This window comes from Peptoniphilus asaccharolyticus DSM 20463, from assembly GCF_900176115.1.
Lineage (GTDB): Bacteria > Bacillota > Clostridia > Tissierellales > Peptoniphilaceae > Peptoniphilus > Peptoniphilus asaccharolyticus.
The window spans coordinates 73,132-85,834 of record NZ_FWWR01000017.1; the positions used below are offsets into that span (position 1 = coordinate 73,132).

The window sequence follows — 12,703 nt, forward strand, 5'->3', positions numbered from 1 at the left end:
AATTGAAATTCATTGTCAAAATTCACTCATAAAGTATATTATTTTAAATTAAAGTGAGAAGAGATTAAATTTAATTAATATATTTTGGATGTAATATGAGAGGGATAGTAATATACTCATCAAAAACAGGAAATACTAAGAGAGCGGCTGAATATATATACGAAAGCTTGAAGGAAGTAGCAGAGATGGAATTGGCGAGCGTAGAAGAAAAGAAAAATCCTGAGGATTATGATTTCGCACTACTCGGAGGTTGGATAGACAAGGCATTGCCTGATGGGAAGATAAGAAAGGTAATAGAAAACACAAAGCAAGATAACATAGGAATCTTCACAATATTGGGAGCTATGCCAGATTCTGAACATGGCTTAAAAGTAAAAGAAAATTTGGAAGAGATGCTTTCTAATAGAAATTCTCTAGGTGAATTTAGACTTCCTGGGTTGGTAGACCCTGCTCTTATAGAGAAGATGAAGAGTTTTCCGGCTAAGATAATTCCAGCTAAGATAAGAGAGAAGATGATAGACTCTGGAATTAAATCAAGAATTGCAACTGAAGAAGAGCTTAAAGAGGTAGCAGAGTTTTTCAAAGAAAATATAAAAAATATGAGATAAGATATAGGTCTTTAATAGTGGTCAACATTATTAAATACCTTATTTATTTGAATATAAGTGCAATTTATAAACATTTAATTTATAAAAAATTTAGATTTATGTGTTATAATCTAACTGAGAAAGTATTTATTAAATATAAAATGGTATTCCTAAGATTTATCAAAATTTTACCCTAAGGCTTTAAAAAGTAGAGGGTGTGGGGTATAATATTGTACGGTAAAGTCGTTTGCAAAAAGATGAGGTGATGTGTTGAGTTTTTCATTTGATGTAAAAAATGAATTGGCAAGGATTAAACTCAACGATCTTGGAGATATTATTGCTGAACTATCAGCTTACATACCAATGTGTGGAGCCTTAAAACTCTCGGGTGAGGGTATACGAGTTAGGTTTAATACAGAAAATGCAGCGATAGGCAGAAGAATTTTTACATTCTTAAAAGATTTTTATTCCAAAGATGTAGAAGTTAAAATATCTCAATCAAAGCAATTGAAAAAAAATAACATATATACAATTGTGCTTCAAGACGAAAATGCGTGTAGACTTTTACTATATGACTCGGAGTTTGTGACTGGTGAAAACGTATTTGTACCAAATTATTCTCCGTATAGAGTGATTCGTGAAGATAGCGCGAAGAGAGCTTATATAAGAGCAGCTTTTTTAGGTGCGGGATCGATATCAAATCCAGAAAAATATTACCATTTAGAATTCGTTTCTAACAGTAATGAACATGCAGATTTTGTGAGTTATATTCTAAACGGCTATGGTTTAAATTCCAAAGTTATAGCGAGAAAAGAGTATTTTATAACCTACATAAAGGGAGCGGAGCAGATATCTGATTTGCTCAGCTTGATGGGAGCTCAAAGATCTATGTTGAGATTTGAGGATATAAGAGTTTACAAAGATCTAAACAACAATGTCAATCGTTTAGTAAACATGGAAAGTGCCAACCTAAACAAAATAGTGAGTAATTCTGTTAAGCAGGTTATTGATATAAATTTAATAGAAGAGAAGATAGGTCTTAATTCTCTGCCTAAATCGTTACAAGATGTTGCGAGACTTAGGTTAGAGGACGAGTCTCTAAGTTTGAAAGAAATTGGTATGATGCTAGACCCAAAGATAGGAAAGTCTGGAGTAAACCATAGATTCAACAAGATAAGAGAGATTGCAAATAAAATAAGAGGTGAATAGGATGGTTACAAAGAAAGTAACATTGAATAACGAAGATGGGTTACACGCACGTGCAGCAGCATTATTTGTAAGAACAGCAAATAGATATAAGTCTGAAATAACTCTAACTGCAAGAGGAGAGTCTGTAAATGCAAAAAGTATCATAGGAATTATGTCTTTGGGAGCATTCAGTGGAGAAGAAATCACAATTAGCTGTGATGGCGAGGATGAAACTAAGGCAGTTGACAATTTAGTAGACTTGGTAGAAAATAAATTTATAATGATTTGATTTGATAGAGTTTTAATAGTAATATTAAAACTCTTTTTTAGTATTTTATAGAAGAGGGATAGTTTGAACGATTTTGTACATCTTCATGTCCATAGTGAGTACTCACTTTTAGATGGATCTTCAAGAATAAAAGAGTTGCCAAAAAGAATAAAGGAAATGGGCATGAATGCCGTTGCGCTCACAGACCATGGAAATATGTATGGGGCCATTCAATTTTATAAGGCTTGTAAAGACGCAGATGTCAAACCAATTATGGGATGTGAAGCCTATGTTACAGAAGAGAGCTATTTAAAATTTGACAGGAGCAACAAGAGATACCATTTAATATTATTAGCCGAAAACAATGAGGGCTTTAATAATATTATGAAGATAGTTTCCGAAGGGTTTGTCCATGGATATTACTATAAGCCGAGGGTGGATCACGATATATTGAGAAAATATAGCAAAGGTATAATAGCTACTAGCGCCTGTCTGGGGGGAGAGGTTCAGAGAAAACTCCACGCGGGTGACTATGAGGGCGCAAGGGAATCAGCTTTAAATTATCAAGATATATTTGGTAAGGGTAATTTCTATTTAGAATTGCAAGACCATGGGATTTTGGCTCAAAAAAAAGTTAATCAACTTTTGAGAAAGCTTTCAGCTGAAACTGGAATAGAGCTTATTGCGTCTAATGATGCACACTATCTAAAACAAGAGGATGCCAGTGCACATGATGTACTGTTGTGTATTCAAACGGGAACAGTTGTAAATGCTGAAAAGAGAATGAAATTTGAAACGGAAGAATTTTATTTGAAGAGCTATGAAGAAATGGCTCAAATATTCCCAAATGATTTACAGGCTTTAGAAAATACTGTAAAGATAGCAGATAGATGTAATGTAGAAATAGAATTCCATCATCTACACTTACCTCATTTTGATGTTCCGGAAGGATATGACAATGTAAGTTATCTTAGAAAATTGGCTGAGGATGGTCTAAGAGAAAGATATAAAGAGATAACAGAAGATATCCAAAAGAGATTTGAGTATGAATTCAACACCATAATAACTATGGGATATACGGATTACTTCTTAATTGTATGGGATTTTATAAGGTATTCAAAAAGTGTGGATATACAAGTTGGCCCGGGAAGAGGATCTGCGGCTGGCTCAATAGTGTCCTATGCTCTGGGAATAATAGATATCGATCCTTTAAAATTTGATTTGCTATTTGAAAGATTTTTAAATCCAGAAAGAGTATCTATGCCCGATATAGATATAGATTTTTGTTACGAGAGAAGAGAAGAAGTAATAGAGTATGTAATCAGAAAATATGGGGCGGAAAATGTAGCTCAAATTGTAACGTTCGGTACCCTTGGAGCGAGGGGAGCTCTTAGAGACGTTGGAAGAGCTTTGGACATAAGCTATGGAAGAGTTGACTATATAGCAAAACAAGTTCCGGACGAGTTGAATATGACTATAGAAAAGGCTCTTAATATGAGTCCAACTCTAAAAAAGGAATATGAGACTTCAGACGAGACACGAAATTTAATAGACACCGCTTTAAAACTCGAAGGATTGCCAAGGCACACTTCCACTCACGCAGCTGGAGTTGTAATTTCAAAAGATGAGGTTACAAACTATGTTCCGCTCACAAGGAATGGAGATATAATTGCAACTCAATTTAACATGATAGAGTTGGAAGAACTTGGTCTTTTAAAGATGGACTTTTTAGGGCTTAGAACTCTTACTGTTATAAGAGATGCACTAAAATTAATAGAACAGAATTATGGGATAAAGATTGACTTTTCATTTGTGGAATTAAATGACCCTAAGATATTGGAGATGTTTGCTAGAGCGGAAACTCTTGGAGTATTCCAATTTGAATCTCAAGGGATGAGAAACTTTTTAAGAGAGTTAAAGCCGGATGCATTTGAAGATTTGGTTGCGGCGAATGCCCTATTTAGACCGGGGCCTATGAGTCAAATTCCAAAGTTTATAGAGTCAAAGCACAATGCTGAGTTGATTTCATACCCACATCCGTTGGTGGAAGATATACTTTCTACAACTTATGGTTGTATAGTCTATCAAGAACAGGTTATGCAGATAGTTCAAAAAGTTGCAGGCTATTCTCTTGGTCGGGCAGATTTGTTAAGACGTGCAATGAGTAAGAAGAAAATGTCTGTAATGGAAGAGGAAAGACAAAACTTTATCTATGGAAAAGAAGAAAATGGAGAAATTGTAATACTTGGGGCCATTAGAAATGGAGTAGATGAAAAAACGGCAAATCAAATATACGATTTGATGATAGATTTTGCAAACTACGCATTTAATAAATCTCACTCTGTTGCATATTCTGTTGTGGCATATAGAACAGCATTTCTAAAGTATTACTATCCGGTTGAGTTTATGGCAGCTCAGATAACCTCGTTTATGGGTAGGATGTCTCAAGTATCTCTATATGTTGAAGAGTGTAAGAGACTTGGGATAGAAATATTGCCTCCGAATATAAACAGGAGTTTTAAAAAGTTTACAGTTGAAGACGGCAAGATTAGATTTGGACTTAAAGCTGTTAAGAATATGGGCGAAAACTTTATCGATGCAGCGATTAAGGCCAGAGAGAAAGATGGAGAATTTACAAGCTTAAATGATTTTGTAAAGAGAGTTGCTGAAATAAATCCAAGTGCAGTGAATAAAAGAGCTCTTGAATATCTAATCAAGTGTGGAGGTCTGGATTGCTTAAATGGAAACAGAGCACAGTATTTAGCGGTATATGAAAAGACAGTTGATAATGTGCTTGGAACTTTAAGAAACAATATAAGCGGTCAATTTTCTATATTTGAAGAACAACAGATGGACGAGGAACTGCCGAGATTAAAAGATTTTACTAAGAAGGTCAAACTTGAATTAGAGAAAGAAATCCTGGGCATATATATATCAGGGCATCCATTAGATGATTATGTCGAGCTTATAAAGAGAATGAGTTCTACAAATTCTATTCAACTCATGGAAGAATATGCTGCAAATCCAAATTTAAATCTTAGAAATTTAAGAGTGGCGGGTATTATAAAGAGTAAGAGAACTCTTATAACGCGAAACAAAAAAATGATGGCATTTGCAACTCTCGAAGATGTTTTAGGACAGTTGGACTTGGTTATTTTTCCAAATGTATATGAAAAATACATGGAGATAATAGAAGAAGAAAATGTAGTGCTAGTGGAAGGGCATGTTCAAGCGTCTGAAGTTGAAGAACCAAAAATATTAGTGGATTCAATAAGTTTGTTGAAGGACTACGAAGACGAGTTAAAAAGTGTCAAAAAGCTTTATTTGAGTTTGAAGAGTAAAGATGTAAATCTTTTGAATGCAGTCAAACGAGAGCTTATCAAATATTCGGGTGATGTGCCTGTAATATTTTACATTGAAGATGAAAAAGAAGCTTATGCGACGGAAAAGAAGTATTGGATAGATGAGAGCAAGGCTGAAAATTTAAAAATAGACTTACTTTCTTATATTGGTGATGAAAAGAAATTTATATTGAGGTAATTATGGGGAAAATAGCTATACTTACAAGCGGTGGAGATGCTCCTGGTATGAATGCAGTTATAAGAGCTGTTGTCAGAAGTGCAATTTACAAGGGAATTGAAGTCTACGGAGTGAAAAACGGATATGAAGGTTTGATAGATGGCAACTTAGTTGAGATGAACGAGTCATCTGTTGCAGACATAATCCAAAGAGGTGGAACTGTTCTGGGGACTTCTAGGTCAGAGAGATTTATGACTGAAGAAGGACAGTTAAAAGCTATAAATATACTTGAAATATTCGGTATAGATAAATTGATTGTGGCTGGTGGAGACGGAAGTATGCAAGGAGCATTGGCCCTTTCTAAGAGGGGGATTGACGTAATGGGAATTCCTCTTACAATAGATAATGATATGGCATATACAGACTATACCATAGGATTTTTCACAGCTATAACTACAGTAATGGATGCAATATCACATATCAGAGATACTACTGAATCTCATGGCAGAGCTAATGTGGTTGAAGTCATGGGAAGAAATTGTGGAGATATTGCACTATATGCGGGAATAGCTTCAGGAGCGGAAAGTATATTAGTACCTGAAAGAGAATTTGACATCGACGATATTGCTAAAAAGGCATTAGTGGGTAAAAATAGAGGAAAAAGACACCATATTATAATTGCAGCTGAAGGTGCTGGAAACAGCTTTGAAATAGCAAAGAAGTTTGAAGCGTTAACTGGGATAGATACCAAGGTAACTATTTTAGGTTATATCCAAAGAGGTGGAAGCCCAAATGTATCTGATAGAATAATGGGTTCTGCAATGGGAAGCAAAGCGGTTGAATTCATTTGTGAAAATAAAGGAAGTTATGCAATAGGTATTAAAGATGGTAATGTAAAAGTATTTGAATTAGAAGAGGCTTTAAAAGCTAAAAAGGAATTTAAAGATGATTTGAAACACATACTTGAAATCACATCTATTTGAGGAGATTTTATGAAAAAGACTAAGATAGTAGCTACAATAGGACCGGCAACGGAATCAAAAGAAATTTTAAGACAACTTTTTACAGAAGGGGTGGACGTTTGTAGATTAAACTTCTCCCACGGAAGTCACGAAGAACACCAAGTCAAAATAGATAGAATAAAAGAAGTAAGGGAAGAAATGGGACTTCCTATCGCAATTATGTTGGACACAAAAGGACCGGAGATAAGACTTGGATTGTTTAAAGATTCTATGGAAGTTCGTTTGGAAAGTGGAGATAACTACACACTTACAAGCAGAGAGGTTGAAGGTGACGAAAATATAGCCTCTATATCTTATGCAGATCTACCTAAGGACATAAGTGTCGGAGCTAGAATTTTAATAGACGATGGGTTAGTAGGACTTAGAGTGTTATCAAAGACAGACACTGAAATCTATACTGAAGTTGAAAATGGGGGAGTTATATCTCAAAGAAAGGGTGTAAATGCTCCGGGAGTAGATTTAAAATTACCCCTATTAAATGATAAAGACAAAGCCGATATTATCTTCGGGGTTAAAAATGACATAGATTTTATAGCAGCCTCTTTCGTAAGAAGCAAAGAAGACGTGTTAGAGATTAGAAAAGTGCTTGAAGATGCTGGTAACTACGATATAAAAATCATTTCTAAGATAGAATCTGTCCAAGGATTAGCTAACTTAGATGAAATACTTGCAGTTTCTGATGGAATAATGGTTGCAAGAGGAGACTTGGGAGTAGAAATTCCAACAGAAAGAGTCCCTTTAGCGCAAAAAGAAATGATTAAGAAATGTAATATAGCTGGGAAATCAGTAATTACAGCAACTCAAATGTTGGACTCTATGATGAGAAACCCAAGACCAACAAGAGCAGAGGCAAATGACGTTGCAAATGCAGTATTGGATGGAACAAGTGCTGTTATGTTATCTGGAGAAACAGCTAGTGGGAAATATCCATTAAATGCAGTAAAGGTAATGAGAGAAATTGTAGAAGTTACAGAGGGTTCAATAAACTATCAAGAGCTTCTAGAAAAACAAATTTCAGAAATTTCAACTTCTGTAACTAACGCAATAGGTAAAAGTACATGTACAATAGCTCAAGACTTGAATGCTAAGGCGATTATAACAGCTACAACATCAGGCTCCACAACAAGAGCAATATCAAAATTCAGACCTAAGTCAACTATAATAGCAGCTACAACATCTGAAAGAGTAAGAAGACAACTCGCACTTACATGGGGTGCGGTTTCAATATTAGTTCCAGCTCTTAATACAACAGATGAAGTTTTCAAAAATTCTATAGATAGAGTAATAGAAGAACAACTTGTAGAAGAAGGAGATGTAGTAGTTATTACAGCGGGAGTACCGGTTGGACTTTCAGGCTCAACAAACTTGATAAAAGTTCAGACAATTGCCAAAGTCCTATGCCAAGGAACAGGAATTGGAAAAGAGATGGTCACAGGCAGAGCTGTAGTTGTAAACTCATTAACTGATTTAATCAATGACTTTAAAGAGGGAAATATATTGGTTGTTGCTAACACAGACAAAGATATAATATCCTATGTAGAACGTTCTGGTGGTATTATAGCTGAAGCTGCGGGATATACATCTCACGCTGCAATCACAGCTATAAGCATTGGAATTCCAACAATCTTCGGAGCTGATGGAGCACTTGTGAAGATAGCGACAGGAGATATAGTTACAATAGATCCTTCAGAGGGAACAGTTCGTAAGGGAATATACTAATTCTTAACAATTGAAATAAAATTGACTCTTAAATGTAACTGTATTAGAGTTGATATACTATTCATTTAAGATAAAATATAATCTAAGGAGATGATTAAATGAAAAAGAAACTTTATTCATTAATGCTTGTACTTACATTTTTAGTTACACTATCAGTGAAAGTCGAAGCTAGAACAGAGTATGCAACATTACCAAGATTTGACGTTACATTAAACGGTCAAAGAGTAGATAATACTTATGCAGAATATCCACTTTTAGTTTATAAAGATATCACATATTTTCCAATGACTTATCACACATCAAGATTTTTAGGTGTTGAAACAAATTGGAGTGAAGCTACAGGACTAAAAATAAACAAGACAGGAATTGCCGGAAAATTTGAATTCTACAAAACAAATTTAAAGAACAGCGACAAATATCAAGTGTCAGTTCCTGAATTTGCAATCACAGTAAACGGCAGATATGTAGACAATATGTCAGAACAATATCCACTTTTGACTTTTAGAGACATCACATATTTCCCAATGACTTGGAGATTTGGAGTAGATGAATTTGGATGGGACTATGAATTTACACACCAAAGAGGATTAGTTATAAACTCTAAAAAAGCTGAAACTGTAAAACCGGAAGTAAAAGTTAAGAAGTTTGAAGATTATTCTAAAACAGAATTCTACAATGGAAACTACTATGTAGTTAAAACAGACGGAACATCTTACAGACTATTCAAAGACAGTTTAGTAGGAAGTAAATCAGAACAAGTTTCAGATATGGAAATTAAATCATTTATCCGTGAAGGAAACAAATTGTTATTCTCTTCTGGAGATAGCTACTATAGCTATGATTTAGAAAAAGGAAGAATCAACAGAGAATCTACTGTAACTAACAGAAATATATCAGCAGCAACTGCTATTAGAATTGGAAATGAAACTTTCTATGTAGATAGCAAAGATGCTACAGTTGTAAATGAAAAAGGCGAAAAAATCAATAATGGAGCAGCTTATATGAGCTCAAAAAAAGTTGGAGATTACACAATAATTCAATTTGCAACAAAGGCAAATTCTGATAGAAACCAAATCTATGATAGATTTGGAAGACTTGTATACAATACAGACAGAGAAATTTCAGATGCAAAGATGGAAGGATATCAACTTACTTTTACAACAAAAAATGCAAATGGATTAGATAGTCAAAGAGTTTCAGTAAGATAAAAGGCTCTATGTCAAATATTGGGGAGACTCGTTAACTCGAGTCTCTTTCTTTATGTAAAAATGGGCACATAGACGCTAATAAAGATATCAAAACTAAAATAGCAAAAAACAACTAAAAATAAGCATAGCAAATAAAACCCCTAGGGGTTTTGCAAATTTTCCCGTTTTCCTAATCTCTACTTACATGAAAACATAATTCTTTTTCTAAACAAGTCAAAATTTCTAATACCAAAACAATTTCTTTTTAATGTTTTTATCTTTGTATGAGTTCCTTCAAGAGGTCCATTTGACCAAGAGTAATCAAATGAATTACATATTTCTTCAAACCAGTTATTAAAAGAAGTGATACAAGATTTAAATTCTTTTAATTTTGATTCATCTGCTCTTTTTATCCATTCTCTTAAAGCTTTTTTAGCTCTAGTTTTGTTTGGCTGACTAAGTACATACTGGTACCCACAGGGCACACAGTAGAACAATTCTTTTAACTTGTATGCTTCTTTTAATTCCTTGTTAAGTTCAATCATAAGTGATACTTCATTAGCTTGTTCTGAAGTTAGCTTAGAGGCAGGTTTTGTAATTAAACTCTTACTTCTTTTAAAATATTTCCTAAGCTTTGATGATACATCCTTTTGTATTCTCTTTCTAACATTTTCTAATGCCCAGGATACTTGTCTTATGAAGTGGTACCTATCTATGATATGTATTGCGTTTTTAAAGAATGATTTCTTAACTGATTTAAATGTTTTAGACATATCACTTACAAAAAATTTTACTTCGTTTCTTTCTTTGTTTGGTATCTTTTCAAAGTACCCATACAATGTATTCTTATCTCTTGATGGTAAGATATCTATGATAGAGTGTTTAGATCCATCAAGAAGAGAAGTCTGATACCTGTTATTTCCACTATCACCTTTAAATTCGTCTATACATAATACTTCTGATAGCCTATCTCTAGAAGCACTTAAACAATTTAAAATTCTTAATACTGTGTTTGAAGAAACATTATACCTATTAGCAATAGAAGATATAGAATACACCTCATCAAACTCAGAAACAATAGCAAAAACAAGTCTATTGGTCATAGTATGACCTTTGGCAATAAAATCAAGATTCCTCTCAAAACGAGAACCACAAGACTTACAATCATATCTAGTTTTCTTTAAGAAAATCAAAGATTTCTTACCTCGGATGTGAGTATCCCTAATCTTTTGAATTCTATGATCATGAACCCAAATCTTTTTAGAACCACAATGAGGACAAATAGACATCTTAGAAACAGAAGCGTGAACATTAACAAAATTATTACTCTCATCAACTCTATCAAAAACTACATCTTTAAAACCAAACAAATTCATGATATTATTATTTTGCACTTATATGCACCTCCAAGCTTTGTTTTTGGTTACTTAAAGTTTAGGACTAAAAGCGTATAAGTGCAATTTTTTTGCATAAAAATATCTGTTAGAGATTTACTCCCCAACAGATATTATAGAGCCTAATTATATCACATACCAAAAAGTATGAGCTCTAATCATAAATTACAGTATCTTCAGCTACCATCATTAAGGATTGCTTTGAAGAGGAATCAACATAGTTCAAAACCTTAGGTGTATCTGCGGTAAATGAACCACCAACACCAAAGAACTTCTCAAAGAATGATTTCAGCTTATCAATGACACCCTGCTTCTTAGTAGTTCTGTCGCCACCACCGAAACGAGATATAGGAGGCATAAGCCTATCTATATCCGTACCTGTTGTTTTGATCTCACCATCACAAAAGGCATTCTCAATGAACTTCCTTGTTTCAGCCTCTTTAAGTTTTTCTTCCTTAATAATTTGAACAAGTTCCTCTTCTCGCTTTTCAGCCACATAATTGTGCCATTCAGTCATAACATCTTAAGCATCATTGATACCAGAAATAAAGGTTTCAATAAGTGCTTTCTTGCTACGAAGTTACGGACTGGCATCAATAGCCCTTTTGATTGTGATAAGTACTTCTTTATCTTCAAAGTGGCTGCCATGATAAATAATAATATTTCCGAAGAGAAAATATATATTGGAAGGACTGCCCTTCGAATAATCCTATTCAATTTAATTTCCAATGCAGTTAAATATTTCGAAGAATATGGTAGTATAAATATAGGAACAGAAAAATGGTATATATACATCGAAAACACTTATGAAAATAAAAGTAGTATAGATTATAGATAAAATCTTTGACGTAAACTTTGAGCTTAACAAGAAGAATAGCAATGGACTGGGGCTCTATATAGTTAGTAGTCTTCTTAAAAACTACAAGATTAAGTGTAGAATAGCCCAAGGCGATTCAAGTTTTAAATTTGAAATAGAGTTAAATAGATAAGGAGAAAAAATGTTTATATTAGAATTATATCAAGATAGAATGAGCACAGAGCTAGGACTATTTGACACCATAGAAGAAGGAAGAAAATTTGTATCTCAACTTAAAGGATACAAATTTGAAGAGATAGACGGATTTGAATACGAAACTATAAAGCTAGATTCAATCTCAGACTACATGGAACTAGAAATAAATGGCAACATCGTACCACTAACTAAGTTTATGTTTACAGAAGATGGCGATGTAGAAGTATATTGGAAAGAAATTCCAAACCTATCTAAAAAAGGAAAAGGAATCGTAGAGGGTGCAACTAGAGTGGATGCCTACACAGTAGCGAATTCAGATTTAAGAGAATATATCGAAGCGAGAGAAAATAATTATTTAGAAGTAAAGAAAAATCTAGAAAAGAAAGGCTACCAAGTAGAAAGAGCCTACTTCGGATCAGAAGACGGAGAAGCAATCCTATTTAGAAAAAAAGATTCAGAAGATTGGCACTTATTAACCCATATAGATCCAGAATTCACAGAAGAATTTAATTTAGATGAATGTTTAGAAATGGTAGAAGAAGATAATTAAATTGAAAGCTAAAAGCCACCACTCGGTGGTTTTTTATTTCTAAATTATTTATCAATAACATATTTCGCATTAGTAAAAATAGAAAAAAATTTGAAATATATATTGTATAAGAGAGAGTTTTAAAATAGAATGCATATAAAAAACTTAATATTTTTTGCCAACTATAAATTTAAGAAATCACATAAAATTAAAAAAGAATTTAAAAATTAAAGAGCAAAATTTAAGGTAGATAAATAAAATTAGAAAAAAGATTGGGG

11 protein-coding genes are annotated in these 12,703 nt (G+C 33.6%); 9 read left to right on the forward strand and 2 right to left on the reverse strand.

Features of this window, described 5'->3' with window-relative positions; translation table 11 throughout:
* Positions 1–95 precede the first annotated feature (95 nt).
* The 7 genes from B8869_RS10310 to B8869_RS10340 all read left to right on the forward strand — a co-directional run bounded on the left by B8869_RS10310 (position 96) and on the right by B8869_RS10340 (position 9,511).
* Positions 96–608, forward strand: coding sequence for a flavodoxin family protein (locus B8869_RS10310; protein ID WP_084231533.1), 513 nt, complete (start codon positions 96–98; stop codon positions 606–608).
* Between the two features lie 246 nt (positions 609–854).
* Positions 855–1,796: a DNA-binding protein WhiA gene (gene whiA / locus B8869_RS10315; protein ID WP_234989842.1), complete on the forward strand. Its 942-nt coding sequence runs from the start codon at positions 855–857 to the stop codon at positions 1,794–1,796.
* Between the two features lies 1 nt (position 1,797).
* The gene (locus tag B8869_RS10320) at positions 1,798–2,064 is read left to right on the forward strand and encodes an HPr family phosphocarrier protein (RefSeq protein WP_084231535.1); all 267 of its coding nucleotides are present in this window, start codon (positions 1,798–1,800) and stop codon (positions 2,062–2,064) included.
* A gap of 63 nt (positions 2,065–2,127) precedes the next feature.
* Entirely contained in the window at positions 2,128–5,583 is a 3,456-nt protein-coding gene (locus tag B8869_RS10325) for a DNA polymerase III subunit alpha (protein ID WP_084231536.1), read from the forward strand.
* Positions 5,584–5,585: 2 nt separating this feature from the next.
* Positions 5,586–6,545, forward strand: a complete 960-nt coding sequence (gene pfkA, locus B8869_RS10330; protein ID WP_084231537.1) for a 6-phosphofructokinase — start codon at positions 5,586–5,588, stop codon at positions 6,543–6,545.
* Positions 6,546–6,554: 9 nt separating this feature from the next.
* Complete coding sequence (gene pyk, locus B8869_RS10335) at positions 6,555–8,303, forward strand: pyruvate kinase (RefSeq protein WP_084231538.1); 1,749 nt, start codon at positions 6,555–6,557, stop codon at positions 8,301–8,303.
* Between the two features lie 98 nt (positions 8,304–8,401).
* Positions 8,402–9,511 carry a hypothetical protein gene (locus tag B8869_RS10340; RefSeq protein WP_084231539.1) on the forward strand — a complete coding sequence of 370 codons (1,110 nt, stop codon included), beginning with the start codon at positions 8,402–8,404 and terminating at the stop codon, positions 9,509–9,511.
* A 176-nt stretch (positions 9,512–9,687) separates the two neighbouring features.
* On the opposite strand, the gene B8869_RS10345 is transcribed toward B8869_RS10340, so the two are convergent.
* Entirely contained in the window at positions 9,688–10,884 is a 1,197-nt protein-coding gene (locus B8869_RS10345; RefSeq protein WP_234989843.1) for an ISL3 family transposase, read from the reverse strand.
* A gap of 154 nt (positions 10,885–11,038) precedes the next feature.
* Positions 11,039–11,401 (reverse strand): type I restriction endonuclease subunit R, EcoR124 family, encoded by a 363-nt coding sequence (locus tag B8869_RS10350; RefSeq protein WP_200806006.1) that lies wholly within the window; start codon positions 11,399–11,401, stop codon positions 11,039–11,041.
* 129 nt (positions 11,402–11,530) lie between these two features.
* On the opposite strand from B8869_RS10350, the gene B8869_RS11815 reads away from it, so the two are divergent.
* Both B8869_RS11815 and B8869_RS10360 read left to right on the forward strand, forming a co-directional pair.
* Positions 11,531–11,722: an ATP-binding protein gene (locus B8869_RS11815; protein WP_234989844.1), complete on the forward strand. Its 192-nt coding sequence runs from the start codon at positions 11,531–11,533 to the stop codon at positions 11,720–11,722.
* 160 nt (positions 11,723–11,882) lie between these two features.
* Positions 11,883–12,446 carry a hypothetical protein gene (locus B8869_RS10360; protein WP_084231541.1) on the forward strand — a complete coding sequence of 188 codons (564 nt, stop codon included), beginning with the start codon at positions 11,883–11,885 and terminating at the stop codon, positions 12,444–12,446.
* Positions 12,447–12,703: the final 257 nt, after the last annotated feature.

What these genes read in the sequence shown, in the direction of transcription:
- B8869_RS10310 (WP_084231533.1), top strand. Translation starts at nt 96, where the DNA reads ATGAGAGGGATAGTAATATACTCATCAAAAACAGGAAATACTAAGAGA.
- B8869_RS10320 (WP_084231535.1), top strand. Translation starts at nt 1,798, where the DNA reads ATGGTTACAAAGAAAGTAACATTGAATAACGAAGATGGGTTACACGCA.
- pfkA (WP_084231537.1), top strand. Translation starts at nt 5,586, where the DNA reads ATGGGGAAAATAGCTATACTTACAAGCGGTGGAGATGCTCCTGGTATG.
- pyk (WP_084231538.1), top strand. Translation starts at nt 6,555, where the DNA reads ATGAAAAAGACTAAGATAGTAGCTACAATAGGACCGGCAACGGAATCA.
- B8869_RS10340 (WP_084231539.1), top strand. Translation starts at nt 8,402, where the DNA reads ATGAAAAAGAAACTTTATTCATTAATGCTTGTACTTACATTTTTAGTT.
- B8869_RS10350 (WP_200806006.1), bottom strand. Translation starts at nt 11,401, where the DNA reads ATGACTGAATGGCACAATTATGTGGCTGAAAAGCGAGAAGAGGAACTT.
- B8869_RS11815 (WP_234989844.1), top strand. Translation starts at nt 11,531, where the DNA reads ATGATAAATAATAATATTTCCGAAGAGAAAATATATATTGGAAGGACT.
- B8869_RS10360 (WP_084231541.1), top strand. Translation starts at nt 11,883, where the DNA reads ATGTTTATATTAGAATTATATCAAGATAGAATGAGCACAGAGCTAGGA.